Origin of the sequence: Marinobacterium sp. xm-m-312, assembly GCF_013283295.1 — a bacterium.
In the GTDB taxonomy this organism is placed as follows: domain Bacteria; phylum Pseudomonadota; class Gammaproteobacteria; order Pseudomonadales; family Balneatricaceae; genus Marinobacterium_E.
Genome location: NZ_WBYS01000001.1, coordinates 245,277 through 261,603 on the forward strand (window position 1 = coordinate 245,277; position 16,327 = coordinate 261,603).

A 16,327-nucleotide genomic window follows, 5' to 3' on the forward strand; every position below is an offset into this window, starting at 1 on the left:
GATCTCCTTATGCCGTAACCGGTGACAGGGTGTGCCACTCTGTATTTTGTTGGTATTGGTGAGCTACGTTCAATAGGCGAGCTTCGTCAAAGTAGTTCCCTATCAACTGAAGGCCAACAGGCAAGCCGTTTACCTGTCCACAAGGTACGGACATACCGGGAAGACCAGCCAGGTTTAACGACAGTGTGAAGATGTCCTCCATGTACATTGCGACAGGGTCATTCACTTTTTCACCAATGGTAAACGCAGGGCTTGGTGTTGTCGGCCCAACAATGACATCGACCTCTTCAAAGATGCGCATGAAATCTTGTTGGATTAAACGGCGAATCTGTTGAGCTTTGTTGTAGTAGGCGTCGTAGTAGCCGGCACAGAGTGCGTAGGTTCCAACCATGATGCGGCGTTTAACTTCAGAGCCAAAGCCTTCGCCACGAGTCCGTTTATAGAGGTCTTCCAAATCTTGTGGGTTCTCGCAACGGTAGCCATAACGTACGCCATCAAAACGTGACAAGTTTGACGATGCCTCCGCCGGAGCAATGATGTAGTAAGCCGGAATCGACATGCGTGTATTCGGAAGGCTAACCTCTTTGATTGTGGCGCCCAGCGATTCAAGCTGTTTGATCGCTGTCTCAATCTGAGCCGCCATTGCACTGTCTAAATCGGCACTCATAAACTCTTTCGGAACTCCGATTTTTAGGCCTTGAAGCGAGTTGTTGAGCGACGCAGTGTAATCCTCAGTCGGTTGTGCCGATGAGGTTGAGTCCATTGAGTCCTGTCCCGCCATGACGTTCAGCATAAGAGCACAATCCTCAGCACTGCGAGCCATTGGACCGCCCTGATCAAGCGAAGAGGCGTAGGCAACCATGCCGTAACGAGAGACGCGTCCATAAGTTGGCTTGATGCCGGTAATGCCACAGAACGCTGCCGGTTGGCGAATCGAACCACCTGTATCTGAACCTGTTGCTGCAGGTGTTAGTCGTGCTGCGATTGCAGCAGCAGAACCACCTGAAGAGCCTCCTGGTACACGGCTTGTATCCCAAGGGTTTTTACAAGCACCATAGAAAGAGCTCTCGTTGGTTGATCCCATCGCAAACTCATCCATGTTGGTTTTACCCAGCATTACAGCGCCTGCTGATTTGAACTTGGCAACTACGGTAGCGTCATAGGGTGACTCAAAGTTGTCCAACATTTTGGAGCCACAACTGGTTTTGACACCCTCTGTACAAAACAGATCTTTGTGTGCGATCGGAAGTCCTGTGAAAGGGCCTGCAGTACCCGCTGCAAGACTCTCATCAGCTGCTTTTGCTTGCTGCAGAGCCAGTTCAGGGGTGGTGGTGATGAACGAGTTGTACTCGCTGTCACAACGGTTGATGCGATCGATAAACGCTTGGGTAAGCTCAACACTGCTCACAGTGCCATTGCGAAGGTCTTGAGCCAGTTCGCTCAGTGTTTTTTCAAACATATCTCTAATCCGAATCCTGTTACTCAATGACTTTAGGGACAAGGAAAAGCCCCTCTTCAACAGCTGGTGCAACCGCTTGAAGTTTATCTCGTTGATTCAACTCGGTAACTTCGTCAGCACGCAAGCGTTGGACTGCATCCAGTGGGTGTGCCAGTGGTTCCACACCGTCTGTATCAATCTGCTGCATCTCATCAATAAGATTTAAAATGCTGCTTAGGTTTTCGGTGTAGGCCGGAATATCCTGCTCGTTCAGCTCTAAACGGGCAAGATGGGCAATACGTTCAACATCGGAGCGATCGATGGACATGCTTAACCTTCTTTCTTTAAATGGTGTGATTGAAACTATTTTGCGGCTGTAAGAAGTGGAAAATAGTTTCGTAAAAACATTGTGATGGCGCGTAATCTATCACATTTGCGCCTTGCCCAAAATCCCCGTCGTTGCTAACATTCTTTGATTAATGAATTGGCTTCTAAAGTCATCGCTTATAAGGTTTTAAATCCAATGTTTAAAAAGATTCGTGGTCTCTTTTCTAGCGACCTTTCCATCGACCTGGGAACTGCCAATACGCTGATCTATCTTCGAGATAGTGAGATCGTGCTAGATGAGCCATCTGTAGTGGCTATCCGCCAGCAAGGCAACCAGAAGACCGTAGCGGCTGTCGGTACCGATGCAAAAAGAATGTTGGGTAGAACGCCAGGCAATATTACCGCTATTCGTCCATTGAAAGATGGTGTTATTGCTGATTTCCACGTGACTGAAAAGATGCTTCAGTACTTCATCAGTAAAGTTCACAACAACAGTTTTCTTCGTCCATCGCCTCGTGTTCTGATTTGTGTGCCTTGTAAGTCAACTCAGGTTGAGCGTCGAGCAATCAAAGAGTCTGCAGTAGGTGCAGGTGCTCGAGAGGTCTACCTGATCGAAGAGCCAATGGCGGCTGCGATCGGTGCTGGTCTCCCAGTTGATGAAGCAACCGGTTCGATGGTGGTCGATATCGGTGGCGGTACCACTGAGATTGCGGTGATCTCGTTGAGCGGTATCGTCTACTCTGAATCTGTTCGTGTCGGCGGTGACCGATTTGACGAGGCGATTGTTACTTACGTTCGTCGTAATTATGGAAGCTTGATCGGTGAAGCGACAGCCGAGCGAATCAAACAAGAGATAGGTACAGCCTACCCAGCACCTGAAGTGCTAGAGATTGATGTTCGTGGTCGTAACCTGGCAGAGGGTATTCCTCGCATGTTCACGCTTAACTCGAATGAGATTCTTGAAGCCCTTCAAGAGCCTCTTCAGTCGATTGTTCAAGCCGTTAAAGGTGCACTAGAACAGTGTCCACCTGAATTGGCAGCGGACGTTGCTGAGCACGGTATTGTTTTGACAGGCGGTGGTGCACTGCTAAGAAATCTTGATCGCCTTCTGACGGAAGAGACCGGCCTTCCTGTGATTGTGGCAGAAGATCCATTGACCTGTGTGGCCCGTGGTGGCGGTAAAGCACTTGAGATACTGGATAAACAGGGTTTTGAGTTACTGTCACGTGACTGATCTTTAATAACGGCAACGCGAAGGGTTTAAAGTCATGATCTTTAAAAGTGGTCCGTCGCGTTTGCTGTTTACTCTTCTCATAATCGTAGCGCTCTCTATCGTAGCGCTCGATCTTACCTCCAACAAATTTCGTGAAGGCAAAGCCTATCTAAACCTTGTTGCTACCCCCTTGCAGTGGTTGGTGGATTTGCCAGTCAAAATGGCAGGTGGCGTTTCAGATGTGGTGGTCAGTCGTGCCACACTGATTGCAGAGAATGATGAGTTGCGAACAGAAGCCATTCTGCTAGAACAAAAAGTGCTACAAAACGCGACTCTTGCCAGTGAAAATCGCCGTTTAAGAACTTTGCTGAATGCTCGCCAGAAAGTGGAGGAAGAGGTTCAGATGGCTGAGTTGATCGGCGTTAGCTCTGACCCTTTTCAGCATGAAATATTGATTAACCGCGGTGAACAGGATGGAGTTGTTATTGGGCAACCTGCACTGGACTCCGGCGGTATCATGGGTCTTGTCGTTGATCTTGCGCCCGTCACCAGTCGAGTCATGTTGGTGACTGACTCTAGATCCTCTGTGCCTGTTCAACTGTTACGTACGGGTTTCCGTACCCTTGCGCTCGGTAGTGGATCCACTACTGAGCTCAAACTGGACCACATCCCCAATACTGAAGATATTCGTATTGGTGACCTGTTGGTTACCTCAGGGTTGGGCGGCGTCTTTCCAATGGGTTACCCTGTCGCTGAGATAACCGAATTTAGACAGGAGCCTGGTCGTTCCTTTGCAGTGGTTAGAGCAAAGCCAACGGCAACGCTTGATAAGAGCCGCTATCTGCTTTTGGTTCAGCAGGTGAATGGGTTAGAGAGGTTGGAGAGTGAGTGATCAAGCCTCTGGCGGTGGTTTTTTTGTCACTCTAGCTACTTTTCTGCTAGCAATAACGCTGAGTCAATTTCCTTTGGATAGCTCTCTGCAGTGGTTCCGGCCAGACTTCGTTCTGTTGGTTCTTTTCTTTTGGCTTATTTGGGCCCCCAATCGTGTTGGCTTAGTCTATGCGTTTTTTATTGGGCTATTACTGGACTTAATGCGAGGCTCAGTGCTTGGTTTAGGTGCTCTATCTCTGACTCTGATTGCCTTCATTACACAGTTACTGCACAGTCGGTTAAGAGTGTTTCCAATGCTTCAGCAGTCCTTTGTGTTGCTGCTGTTGGTGGGGCTTAATCAATTGATCTACTATTGGATGCAAGGTCTGGTGGGAAATTCTGCTGATACACTGCTGTTTCTTGTGCCGGCTTTGACCAGTGCGCTTCTCTGGCCATTCGTGTTTATGTCTTTGCGTCGCTTGGCACGATCCTTGGATTTGAACTAATGAACGTGGTTTTGGCCTCTCAGTCACCTAGGCGACTAGAGTTATTAAAACAGATAGGGATCTCTCCAGAAGTTCATCCGGCTCATATCGATGAGACACCACTTAGCGAGGAAACACCTGAGGATTATGTAAACCGCCTGGCACGCAATAAAGCCAAAGCAGTTGCAAAACACTACCCAGGGGCTCTGGTAATAGGTTCCGATACCAGTGTAGTGATCGATAATCAGATATTAGGGAAGCCTGAAAGTCCTGACCACTTCTTTACTATGTTTAAACGCCTGTCGGGTAATCAACATCAGGTTATGACGGCGGTCGCTATTACTGATGGTCAACAGACTCGCAGCGAAGTGGTGATTACTCAGGTTAGCTTCTATCCTGTCAATGAGAGAGATATGGAGCGCTATTGGTTCAGCGGAGAACCTCAGGATAAAGCGGGTGGATATGGCATTCAGGGCATGGGTGCACTGTTTGTCAAAGAGATTAAGGGAAGTTACAGCGCAGTCGTGGGTTTGCCGATCGCTGAAACTGGAAAGATTTTAGAAAAATTTGGATTCTCAGCGTGGACCCAAGGGTCTGTTGAGTAAGGAGTAAGGTTTTGGGTGAAGAGATACTAATTAACTTCACACCGATGGAGACTCGAGTCGCAGTCATTGAAAATGGCATGCCGCAAGAGATCTATGTTGAGCGTGCAAAGCGTCGCGGGATTTTAGGTAATATCTATTTAGGGCGAGTGGTTCGAGTGCTTCCGGGCATGCAGGCTGCATTTGTCGATGTGGGGCTTGAGCGAGCTGCTTTTATACACGTTGATGAAGTGGTTGATCAGTCTCTGACACCGGATGAACGTGCTGCTCTTTCCATTGCTCAGGTGTTGCGTGAAGGCGAATCACTGCTAGTACAAGTGACTAAAGATCCTATTGGCAGTAAAGGAGCCCGCCTGACGACCCATATATCTCTTCCATCACGCTATCTGGTCTTAATGCCAGATGCCTCTCATATTGGGGTCTCTCAACGAATTGAAGATGAAGAAGAACGAGATCGCTTGAAGCAGATTCTCAGATCTGAGTTGATCAATTCTGACGATGAGACAGCTGAGCCTGAGTATGGCTACATTCTGCGCACCGTCGCTGAGGGTGTGACAGAGTTGGAATTAAAAGCCGATATCAGTTTCTTGCATCGCTTGTGGGAGAGTATTCAGAACCGAGTTAAGGGGGCGAAAGCGCCGGCAACCGTCTATGAGGACCTGCCGCTCAATATGCGAGCACTCAGAGACATGACTCATTCTGAAATTGAACGTATCAGAATTGACTCTAAAGAGACCTTTCAGCGTGCACAAAGCTTCGCTCGCACACTAGTTCCTGAAATTGAATCGAAGCTGGAATACTACCCAGGTGAACGTCCTATTTTTGACCTCTTTAACGTTGAAGAGGAGATGGAGAAGGCTCTGGGTCGCAAGGTTGAGCTTAAGTCGGGTGGCTACCTGATCTTTGACCAAACCGAAGCGATGACCACGATTGATATCAATACCGGCGCTTTTGTCGGTCATCGCAATTTGGAAGAGACGATATTTAAAACCAATTTGGAGGCTGCGACGGCGATTGGTCGACAACTGAGGCTTCGTAATTTGGGTGGCATTATTATTATCGATTTTATCGATATGGAAGACCCAGAACACCAGCGTCAAGTTTTGCGAACTCTTCAGCGACAGCTAGATAAAGACCACGCTAAATGCAAAGTGACTGGCGTATCCGAATTGGGGCTGGTTGAAATGACGCGTAAACGTACTCGTGAGAGTTTAGAGCAGGTTCTGTGTGAAACCTGTGAGACCTGTTCAGGTAGAGGCATGATTCGCACGCCTGAGACGGTGTGCTATCAAATCTTTCGAGAGATCTTGCGTCAACATAGGGCCTACGATACCGACTCCTATTTGGTCATTGCGGCTAAAGCCGTGGTTGATTACTTGCTGGATGATGCATCAGACCATGTCGCTGAACTGGAGTCGTTTATTGGGAAAACGATTCGCTTCCAGAGCGACACTCACTACAACCCAGAACACTTTGATGTGGTTCTGAGGTAGCGGGGAATTCATGGTTCGGCATACGCTTTGGGTCACTTGGTGGGTTTTGATGGTAGCAGCACTGTTAGCCATCTTGCTAACGGCTGTGCGCTTAGCCTTCCCTTTGCTGGGCGATTACCGAACCGATATTGCGGCTCAGCTTAGTCAATATCTTGGCGTTGAAGTCTCGATAGGTGAGCTTGAGACTGGCTGGCGCGGCCCCTATCCAACTTTTGAGTTTAAAGAGATCCATTCGGATATCGACTACCTCAAACCAAAGCAGATCGAGTTTCACCTCCAAAACATCTCGTTTGAATTGGATCCATGGCGTTCATTGATTGATGCTGCACCTATTTTTCAACGGGTCACGGCAAAGGGGTTGAACGTAAAATGGCGTCAGTCTGAAGGGCGGTGGTTAGCTGACTCGAATCAATCAAAGACGGATAATCGCGCAATCGATACGTTGATTGCTATTCTATTTGAACAGCCTTCCATCGAATTTTCTGAATCACAACTTCATCTGATTCCAGAATCAGGTCGCTCTCGTTTCATCAATCTGGACAATATGTCTCTTGAAAGCAGTGAAACAGAGCATCAATTGAGCGGTAGTTTTTGGATGCCAGTGTTGGGTCAAGATAGTCGCATGCGTTTTGCGATTCAGCACCAAGGTCAATCCACAAACGGTCAGCTACTATTACCTTTCTATGTTGAACTCGATAACATTGGCTCAGAGTTGGCCGATCTTGCAGGGGTCGAACAGCGCTTCTCTATTAGTGCGAATGCGCGGCTATGGGGGCAGTTGCGTGGCGCCAGTCTGGATTATCTTGTCGGTAATTTATCAGCCAATAGCTTGCAACTTGTACTGCCCGATGAGCTTGGTGAGCTGGCACTAGAGCAGCTTTCAACAAATTTCTCTGTTCAGTCGGTTGATCGTGATTATCAGCTGCAACTTCAAGACTTTTCAACCCTCTATCAAGGCAGTGAATTCTCACTGCCACCGACTGCGATCGATTTAAGTACTGGCGTCAATGGTTGGATGGCTAATCGAATTCAACTGGCTGAGCTTAATCTATCAGACCTGTCGGCTCTTGCGCTTAACCAGCCTTTGGGTGATCAAAGCAGAGAGGTGATTAAATCGCTCTCTCCCGGTGGTTTAGTCAAAGGGTTAACCGTTGATCTTAGCCAGGGATTTGAAAACCTCTCTGTGGTCGGTGAGTTGTCAGATGTGTCGGTCAAATCCTGGAAAGGTTCACCTGCTGCATCACAGTTGAATGGTTCGTTTTATGTTTCAAGTGACCGCGGCTGGGTAGATATTGACAGTCAGCAGCTTGTCATGGAATTCCCAACGGTCTACGACTGGGCATTGCCGTTTAATTTTGCGCAAGGACGTGTTAACTGGCAGCTCCACAGTGATTATGTGGCCGTTGGATCTGATCTATTAGAGCTGGGGTTGAATAACATCCGAACACGAGGCCAGTTCTCGATTGATCTACCCTATGATAAAGAGCAACAAGCGCTACTTAATCTATCGATGGGGCTTAAGGGCGCAATAGCCCGAGAGGCTCTACTGCTAACTCCGCCTAAGGTTGTCGGTGAAGGGCTTTATAGCTGGTTAAACAGAGCGCTGATTCAAGGTGATGTCAAAGAGGCCGGTTTAGTTCTGGTGACTCCGACTAGGCTTATGGCTGATAGACCTAAGCCATTGAGCGAGCTCTACGTAGCGGTAGAGAATACAACACTAGATTATCAATCACCCTGGCCCGTGTTGAACCGGGCCGAAGCCATCATTCATGCTCGAGATGGGGCAGCTCGTGTTCAGTTAGAGCAGGGCAGTGCTGCAGGTACTGAGATCGGTTTTGCAGATCTTTGGATGGAGAGTGGGTCGGGTGAACTCGAGACCTTGTTAGCGATTGAGGGTTCAGCTTTTGATTTGAACAGCCTATTTCACAGTGAGGCGTTGGCCAACAGCGTTGGCAATAAGCTAGGGGATTGGCAGCTATCGGGTAGTCATAAATCTTTAGTGGATCTATACGTTCCTCTCAAAGGAGGGGCCCCTAAACTGCAGATTCAATCCGAGCTGAATCGTGGTGTCTTTATATCTGAAACCCAACGGGTTGCCGTAACGGATATAGATGGCACAGTTAATTTTAATTTGGCAAGTGGACTGTCGGCTGAGGGTTTGAAAGCAAGCTTCTTAGGTCGAACATTTGATGTTGATATCTCAAATGACTCAACCGCAACTGATATTCAGATTGCCGGTCGAATCGATTCTCATAGGTTAATGCAATGGGCCGGTATCCCACTGTCAGGTGTCATCTCGGGTGAAATTCCACTCAACTCGACATTAAAACTCTGTTCTAAACAGTGTCAATCGACTCTAAAAGTGGAGTCTCAATTAACCGGTACCCGAGTAGATGCTCCAGACTATTTAGCACATCAATCTTCCGATATTAGCCGCTTGAGCCTACTGATGACCCTGCACTCATCACCAACAATACAGCTTAATTATGCGGATCGTTTAAAGGCTCACCTAAATTTAGATTCACCCTTAACCGGTAATATTCGTCTAGGCGGAAATCAGGCGAGCTATAAAATATCTGATCGCCTTCACATTGATGGATCCCTTCCTTCAATTGAAGTTGAGGAGCTACTTGGGTTTATTGATGCTCTATCAGAGCCTAAAAATGGAACTAAAGAAAGGCTTTCCGTTACAACAGCCATCGAGATCGGACAGCTGAATGTTGGAGCTCTTAAATTTGAGTCAATCCTTGCTGAGGCGAGCAATCCTAACGATCGGTGGTCTATTGCACTGGATGGCCGTGATATTCAGGGTGTTATAGATTACAAGCTTGCTGATTCCAGCTTGAACTTAAATCTTCGCCACCTTCACCTGCGCACACCAGAGAGCGATCCATCGATAATAGAACCAGAAGTTCCATTGCCTGATCCGACACCCATCGAGGTGATTAGCAAAATACCTTCAACCAACATTCTGATAGAAAATCTTGTGTGGAATGATGATCATTGGGGTCGTTGGACAACCCATCTACTTCCATCCGGCAATAGCCTCTTGATCGATCAATTGGAGGCCGATGTCGCAGGTATCAGCATAACCGGACAGGGTATCTGGTCAGTCGGTCAGGGTGAACAGAGTCGCATTGCTCTTAGCGCAAAAGGCAGCAACCTTGCTGACTATCTTGAATCAATGGGTGACCCAAGAGCGATAGAGACCAAAAGTCTCTCCGCTGAGTTTGCACTGAGCTGGCCTGGAGCGCCTTGGTCATTCAGTCGTTATCGCCTAGGAGGTGATCTGCAATTTGACCTTCGAGACGGGCAGATTACTGAAGCAAAAGGTAACTCAGCGCTTCTTCGATTGTTTGGAATACTCGATTTTAACAATCTATTTAAACGTCTGCGCCTCGATTTTAGTGACCTTTATAAATCCGGTATCACCTTTGATAAGTTGGTTGGTAAGTACCATTTAGAGGATGGGGTTGCTAAGACTCAAGAGCCACTCATTATGAGAGGCGCTTCGGCCGATTTGACTGCAGAAGGCTCTTTAAATCTTATCAATAGAACGGTGGATAAACGGGTTGATGTGATTTTGCCACTGACAGGCAATACACCCTTGGCAGCGGTTCTACTTGGGGCCCCTCAGGTGGCAGGAGCCCTGTTTCTTATCGATAAGTTGATTGGGGATAAGATCAACGAAGCGACTAAACTTAGCTATTCAATGACAGGCCCATGGAGAGAACCTGTGCTTGAAATCATTAATAAGAGAGATCGTTAAATGTTACTCTCAAGACTCGTCATCTAAGTCACGAAGGTACTGAAATACCTTTCTGAAATTGGCCGGTGGCTTGTTCTCTTTGCGCTCTTTTTGAGCATTTCGAATCAAAGCTCGTAGATGCTGCATATCGCAGTTTTCAAACTTCTCCATCACCTCAGAGAGCGCTGACTTGTCTCCGGCTATCAACCGTTCACGCAACTGCTCAAGTGCATGAAATTTCTGGTTATGAGCAGCGCTAGCTGAGTCGAATTGGTCAATGGCGACACGAATGGCATCGGCATCCTCTGTGCGCATCAATTTGCCGATGTACTGCAGTTGACGTTTTTTCGCACCATTAGAGGTGATTCTTGTCATCTCTGCACAGGCCTCTGCTAGGCGTTCAGACATGGGGACTTTCGCTTGTTGATCAAGTCGTAACTCAGTGATGCGACCACCCAGTTTTTGAAGCTCTTCAGCTTCTCGTTTAACCTGGCTGCGGCTGACGAGTTCGATCTCTTGATCACTCTCTTTTGAAAAATTTTTACTGCTCATAATTAACCGTAGAAAAAGGTGGCTAGTCCGAGGAAGGCAAAAAAACCTACCACGTCTGTAATGGTGGTGAGTAATACACCCCCGGCTAGTGCTGGATCGATTCCCGCTTGCTTAAGGGTCAGTGGCAGAAGGCTGCCTGCCATCGCGCCCGCGACTAGATTGATCACGATGGCCATTGCGATCACTATACCGATGGTCATATCTTGGAACCAGAGGACAGCAATGGCGGCCACTACAACAGCCCAGAGTGACCCGTTGATGATGCTAACGATTAACTCACGGTTAAACAGCCAGCCAATATTGTGTCTTTCAATGTGTCCAAGTGCTTGGCCACGAATGACAAGAGTGAGGGTTTGACTGCCGGCGATGCCACCCATTGAGGCGACGATGGGCATCAGTACTGCCAAGGCTACAACCTGATCGATGGTGGCTTCAAACAGGCCAATGACGGCCGAGGCCAAAAAAGCGGTAATAAGGTTAATTCCCAGCCAGACTGCACGACGGCGACTGGTTTTTAGTACCGGAGCAAAGGTGTCTTCATCCTCGTCCAGACCGGCCATGCTCATCAGTGAGTGATCGGCGTCTTCTCGAATGACGTCGACTACGTCATCGATGGTGATACGACCTAGAAGCTGTCGATCCTCATTGATAACAGGGGCCGAGATCAAGTCGCGCTGTTCGAAGATTCGAGCTACCTCTCGTTCAGGAAGATCGGCAGGGATTGCATGGTCATTCTCGGTCTTCATGATTTCACGAACCAGCATCTGTGGGTCTGAAATAAGAAGTCGAGTAATAGGAAGTACACCGATTAGTGCGTTGCGTTTGCGACTCACTACGAAAATACTGTCGGTACTGTCAGGAATCTCACTGTGTCGACGTAGATAACGAAGCGCCGTCTCAACCGTAATATCAGGTCGAATGGTTACCGTATCGGTATTCATCAGACCGCCGGCCGTATCATCAGGATAGGAGAGTACCGCTTCAACCCGTTGGCGATTCTGCAAATCCATGTTTTGCAGCATCTCTTGCATGACCGTGTCAGGAAGTTGCTGAAGAATATCGGCTAAGTCATCGACATCGAGTGACTCTGTCATCGCCAAAATTTCTGCCGCGTCTAAATCGCTGACAATTTCAGCCTGAATATCTTCACCGAGGTGCTGTAGAACCTCACCCTCTATCTCTGGGTTGAGCAAGTTCCATACAATGCGACGTTCGCGAGGAGGGGTTTTCTCTAGAAGGTGAGCAACTTCAACAGGTCTCATGCCCTTATTGAGCATGTAGCGAATCTGTTTAAGATTGTCTGACTGAAGGGCTTCGCTTAACGTATCTAGAGCGATCGGTGCTTCGTCCGTACTCATGCAGCCCTCCTTTACGAGTAGGTTAGTCTCTACTCATCTTCGTCAAAACGGTTATTTATGATCTCAATCACAGCATCCATCGCGGCGGATTCATCAGCGCCATCCGTTTGTATGATTAGATCTGTTCCTTGGGATGCAGCCAACATCATAATGGCCATAATGCTTTTAGCATCGACTGTTTTGCCATCTTTTGTGATTTTGATGTCACAACCAAACTTGCCTGTTACGCCAATAAGTTTAGCCGCTGCACGCGCGTGTAGTCCCAATTTGTTGATTATAGTAACGTTTTTTTCAATCATTGCGAAACTTATTCTGATAATTCTCGATGTCGTACTTGGATGTTATCCATTCTGTCAGCAAAGCGAGATGCAAGGCTCTCAGCAATGTATACAGAGCGATGTTGGCCGCCCGTGCATCCAATGCCTACAGTAACATAGCTTCGATTATTGGTTTTGAAATGGGGAATCCACTTCACAATGAACTGCTCTATGTCATTAATCATTTCATTCACTTCATCGGAAGCGTTGAGAAACTTTTTAACCGGTTCATCTTTCCCAGAGAGAGGGCGCAACTCTACAAACCAGTAGGGGTTAGGAAGCACTCTGACGTCAAAGCTGAAATCAACATCTAATGGTACGCCGTGTTTGAAGCCAAAGGATTCAAACTGTAAAGAGAGCGCTTGCTCTTTACGCTGTGCGACCCTCAATTTAATGGTGTCACGCAGTTCATAGAGTGAAAGCCGAGTGGTATCAACTCTCATGTCTGCAGAACTTGCGATGGGTTCAAGCAGATCTCGTTCTAAGGCTATTGCCTCTTCCAGTCCAATATCTTGGTTGCTCAGCGGGTGTTTTCTTCGAGTGGCGCTGTACCGTTTCAATAGGGTCGCTTCTGATGCGTCAAGATAAGTGATCTCGATGCCTATATCTTCTCTAGCCCTCAAGGATTCCATGATCTCTGGGAAGGCTTTTAGGTCGGTATGCTGGTTGCGGGCATCAATGCTCACAGCAATCAGGGGTGCGGTATTCTGGTCGTTAAGCATCTGCTCGACCAACGCTGGCAATAGCGTCGCTGGTAGGTTGTCTATGCAATAGAACCCAACATCTTCAAGTGCTTGCAAGGCGGTACTCTTCCCTGAACCACTGCGACCCGAGATAACAACGACTCTCATGATTAGACCTTTGATAGCTCAGTTGCTTTATTGAGTAGGGCCTCAGAATTCGTGCAGTCTCTAAGTGAATTAAGGGCTTCGGGCTTGCTGAACAGCTCGGCTAAACCAGCCAGTGTCTTAAGGTGCTCATCATTTCCATCATCGGGCACGATCAGTGCGCAGACAAGATCGACCGGCGCTGAATCGATTGAATCAAAATCGACACCGTCATCAAGTGTGATTAAGCAGGCGGATGCTGTTGAGCAACCTGGGATCCGACAGTGTGGTATACCCACGCCAGAACCTATTCCTGTACTGCCTAACCGTTCACGATTGAGAAGGCCTGTAAAAATTTCATCTTCTGTTACGCCATCAACTGAAGAGGCCAGCTTTTCGCTGGCCACTTGTAGAAGGCGTTTTTTACTGGCGACTGACTCCCGGCAGGCGGTTGTTTCAGTCGTCAGTAGGTCACCTAGTTGCATGTTGTCGTTCGTTTATTTGTGAGATTTCATTTTTTCTTTATGCTTGATGATTTGGCGATCAAGCTTATCCACTAAGCCATCAATCGCTGCATACATGTCATCATGCTCATCAGAAGCTACCACTTGGCCACCGGCTAAGTGAACATCAGCCTCGGCTTTTTTACCCTGCTTTTCGACACTGAGAGTAACTTGTACATTCTGAATGTTGTCGAAGTGACGTTCTAGCTTATCGAACTTGTTACGTACGTATTCACTTAGAGCTTCAGTCAGGTCCACGTGATGACCAGTAATATTTATCTGCATATGACTTCTCCTCGTCTTAGGCGGAGTGAAAAAATGAGGCCGCCCACCTCAATTAAACCAAACGCTTTCTCTCATTTGAAGGTGGAATGTTGAGAACTTCGCGATATTTAGCAATGGTTCGTCTTGCAACATTCACCCCCTCTTCATCTAGTAGTGTAGCAAGCTTACTGTCACTTAGTGGCTTGCGAGGGTCTTCTTCTGAAATTAATTTTTTAATGATTGCTCGAATCGCAGTTGATGATGCACCACTGCCGTCACTGGTAGCCACCTGACTCGAAAAGAAATATTTCAATTCAAAGACACCGCGCGGGGTGTGCATGTATTTTCGAGTTGTAACACGGGAGATGGTGGATTCATGTAGATCAACGGCTTCAGCAATGTCGTGAAGAATAAGAGGCTTCATCGCCTGTTCACCCTGTTCAAGAAAACCGATCTGTCTGGAAACGATCTCCGTTGAGACCTTTAAGAGGGTCTCGTTGCGGCTTTGTAAACTCTTTATGAACCAGCGTGCATCCTGGAGATGGTCTTTTAAAAATTGGTTCTCCGCGGAGTTGTCTGCACGTTTAATCATGCCTGAGTAGACATCATTGATACGTAGTTCAGGGACTACGTCGTTATTGAGAGTGAGTGTCCACTCCCCCGCGCGTTTACGCACGATCACGTCCGGTACGATGTAATCAGTATCACCCAGATCTAAAGAGTCTCCTGGTGTTGGGTTAAGTGATTGAATCAACCTAACCACCTCTGACAGTTGCTCCTCTTTGAGCCTCATACGGCGCATCAAAGATTTAAAATCTCGACTGCCCAACAGGTTTAAATAGTCGGTCGCTAGGCGCAGTGACTCTGCGCGCCAAGGTGTCTCTATGGGTAGCTGTCTTAACTGGATTTTCAAACACTCTGCAAGATCACGGGCACCGACACCGGGTGGGTCAAACTGTTGAATGCGGTGAAGTACTGTCTCCACCTCATCCATTTCCACTTCAAAAAAGAGTTCAGGTAGCTCCTCTTGGCAGCTGAGAAGAATGTCCTGCAGATCGGTGATCAGATAGCCACGATCATCGATAGAGTCAATAATCATCTCAGCAATGTATCGATCAACATCGCTGAAATTAACCAGATTCAGTTGCCAATTAAGGTGGTCTTGGATGGTTTCAACCGCAGCGTCATTATCACCTGGCATCCAATCATCATCACGATTGGAATTTGAAGAGCTTTGGTAAGTATCGTCCCATTGACTGTCGGTTGAAAGCTGTTCAGGTATGTCATCAGTAGACCAGCTATCTTCCGGCTGAGACGATTCGAACGTCTCTTCGATCTCTGAATTAGATTGGGTCTCATCTGAGGTTGATGACTCTTTTTGCTCAATGCTTTGAGAGTTCTCTTCACTCTGATCTTCTTCATCGGCTACCTCCAGTAGTGGGTTACTATCGAGTGCCTCTTGAATCTCTGTCTGTAGCTCTAAGGAGGAGAGTTGCAGCAATTTGATCGCTTGCTGCAATTGTGGGGTCATGGACAGGTTCTGTCCGACTTTGAGCTGTAAAGAGTGCTTCATTAAAATGATAATTACTTAAAAGTGTGAGAGTTACAAGCGAAAATCATTGCCCAGATAAGCCTCTTTAACGGCTTGATTCATCATGATCTGCTCAGGCTCACCCTCTGCAAGAATGTTACCCTCACTAACGATGTAAGCCCGTTCGCAAATGTCGAGAGTCTCTCTGACATTGTGATCGGTTATCAGGACGCCAATACCTCGATCTTTAAGGTGCCTTATGGTCTGTTTGATGTCGCTGACAGAGATGGGGTCTACACCAGCAAAAGGCTCGTCCAGTAGGATGAAGTCAGGGTCGTTTGCTAGGGCTCTTGCAATCTCAACTCGGCGTCTCTCACCCCCAGATAGGACCATCCCTTTGGACTCTTTGATGTGAGTGATATGGAACTCTTCTAGTAGAGATTGAGCTTTCTCGTGTTGTTGATCTTTGGTCAGGTCTTTTCTCTGCTCCAGTATGGCCATCAGGTTATCGTAGACACTCAGCTTTCTGAATACAGAGGCCTCTTGCGGAAGATAGCCTAAGCCGCGTTTTGCGCGCTCATGAATAGGCATTCTAGTGACGTCGTCGCCATTGAGACGAATGTTGCCTCGATCCGCTCTGACCAGACCTACAATCATATAGAAGCAGGTTGTCTTACCCGCACCGTTGGGCCCAAGCAATCCGATAATCTCACCAGGCTCAACAGTGACGGACACATCTTGAATAACAGAGCGTCCTTTGTAGCTTTTGGCTAGGTGAAGGGCTTCGAGTGAACTCATG

Annotated in this window: 16 protein-coding genes; 6 read left to right on the top strand and 10 right to left on the bottom strand. The window is 47.5% G+C overall.

The annotated features are described in order from the left end of the window. Positions 1-7 precede the first annotated feature (7 nt). A complete protein-coding gene (gene gatA / locus XMM312_RS01240) occupies positions 8-1,459 on the bottom strand; it encodes an Asp-tRNA(Asn)/Glu-tRNA(Gln) amidotransferase subunit GatA (RefSeq protein WP_173488562.1) in 1,452 nt (483 codons plus the stop codon). 19 nt (positions 1,460-1,478) lie between these two features. After that, complete coding sequence (gene gatC, locus XMM312_RS01245) at positions 1,479-1,766, bottom strand: Asp-tRNA(Asn)/Glu-tRNA(Gln) amidotransferase subunit GatC (RefSeq protein ID WP_173488563.1); 288 nt, start codon at positions 1,764-1,766, stop codon at positions 1,479-1,481. A gap of 195 nt (positions 1,767-1,961) precedes the next feature. Between gatC and XMM312_RS01250 the strand changes: the two genes are divergently transcribed. Genes XMM312_RS01250 through XMM312_RS01275 form a run of 6 tightly spaced genes read left to right on the top strand, consistent with a single transcriptional unit; the run spans position 1,962 to position 10,197 of the window. After that, positions 1,962-2,999 carry a rod shape-determining protein gene (locus XMM312_RS01250; protein WP_173480503.1) on the top strand — a complete coding sequence of 346 codons (1,038 nt, stop codon included), beginning with the start codon at positions 1,962-1,964 and terminating at the stop codon, positions 2,997-2,999. Positions 3,000-3,033: 34 nt separating this feature from the next. Then, the gene (mreC, locus tag XMM312_RS01255; RefSeq protein ID WP_173488564.1) at positions 3,034-3,870 is read left to right on the top strand and encodes a rod shape-determining protein MreC; all 837 of its coding nucleotides are present in this window, start codon (positions 3,034-3,036) and stop codon (positions 3,868-3,870) included. Continuing rightward, the gene (mreD, locus tag XMM312_RS01260) at positions 3,863-4,354 is read left to right on the top strand and encodes a rod shape-determining protein MreD (protein ID WP_173488565.1); all 492 of its coding nucleotides are present in this window, start codon (positions 3,863-3,865) and stop codon (positions 4,352-4,354) included. The genes mreC and mreD overlap by 8 nt, the downstream gene beginning before the upstream one ends. After that, on the top strand, positions 4,354-4,938 hold the full coding sequence (locus tag XMM312_RS01265; RefSeq protein ID WP_173488566.1) for a nucleoside triphosphate pyrophosphatase: 585 nt from the start codon (positions 4,354-4,356) through the stop codon (positions 4,936-4,938). Before mreD ends, XMM312_RS01265 begins: the two co-directional genes overlap by 1 nt. Before the next feature lie 11 nt (positions 4,939-4,949). Further along, complete coding sequence (gene rng / locus XMM312_RS01270) at positions 4,950-6,428, top strand: ribonuclease G (protein ID WP_173483910.1); 1,479 nt, start codon at positions 4,950-4,952, stop codon at positions 6,426-6,428. Positions 6,429-6,438: 10 nt separating this feature from the next. After that, entirely contained in the window at positions 6,439-10,197 is a 3,759-nt protein-coding gene (locus XMM312_RS01275) for a YhdP family protein (RefSeq protein WP_173488567.1), read from the top strand. A gap of 9 nt (positions 10,198-10,206) precedes the next feature. On the opposite strand, the gene yjgA is transcribed toward XMM312_RS01275, so the two are convergent. Genes yjgA through lptB form a run of 8 tightly spaced genes read right to left on the bottom strand, consistent with a single transcriptional unit; the run spans position 10,207 to position 16,326 of the window. Beyond that, a complete protein-coding gene (gene yjgA / locus XMM312_RS01280) occupies positions 10,207-10,728 on the bottom strand; it encodes a ribosome biogenesis factor YjgA (RefSeq protein WP_173488568.1) in 522 nt (173 codons plus the stop codon). A 2-nt stretch (positions 10,729-10,730) separates the two neighbouring features. Beyond that, complete coding sequence (gene mgtE / locus XMM312_RS01285) at positions 10,731-12,086, bottom strand: magnesium transporter (protein ID WP_173480510.1); 1,356 nt, start codon at positions 12,084-12,086, stop codon at positions 10,731-10,733. A 29-nt stretch (positions 12,087-12,115) separates the two neighbouring features. Beyond that, on the bottom strand, positions 12,116-12,385 hold the full coding sequence (locus XMM312_RS01290; protein ID WP_173483320.1) for an HPr family phosphocarrier protein: 270 nt from the start codon (positions 12,383-12,385) through the stop codon (positions 12,116-12,118). A gap of 8 nt (positions 12,386-12,393) precedes the next feature. Continuing rightward, a complete protein-coding gene (gene rapZ / locus XMM312_RS01295) occupies positions 12,394-13,254 on the bottom strand; it encodes an RNase adapter RapZ (RefSeq protein ID WP_173480512.1) in 861 nt (286 codons plus the stop codon). A gap of 2 nt (positions 13,255-13,256) precedes the next feature. Continuing rightward, positions 13,257-13,715, bottom strand: coding sequence for a PTS sugar transporter subunit IIA (locus XMM312_RS01300; RefSeq protein WP_173480513.1), 459 nt, complete (start codon positions 13,713-13,715; stop codon positions 13,257-13,259). A gap of 12 nt (positions 13,716-13,727) precedes the next feature. Further along, on the bottom strand, positions 13,728-14,018 hold the full coding sequence (gene hpf / locus XMM312_RS01305) for a ribosome hibernation-promoting factor, HPF/YfiA family (protein ID WP_173480514.1): 291 nt from the start codon (positions 14,016-14,018) through the stop codon (positions 13,728-13,730). Positions 14,019-14,070: 52 nt separating this feature from the next. Beyond that, entirely contained in the window at positions 14,071-15,570 is a 1,500-nt protein-coding gene (locus XMM312_RS01310; RefSeq protein WP_173488569.1) for an RNA polymerase factor sigma-54, read from the bottom strand. Between the two features lie 30 nt (positions 15,571-15,600). Then, entirely contained in the window at positions 15,601-16,326 is a 726-nt protein-coding gene (lptB, locus tag XMM312_RS01315; protein ID WP_173480516.1) for an LPS export ABC transporter ATP-binding protein, read from the bottom strand. Between the last annotated feature and the right edge of the window lies 1 nt (position 16,327).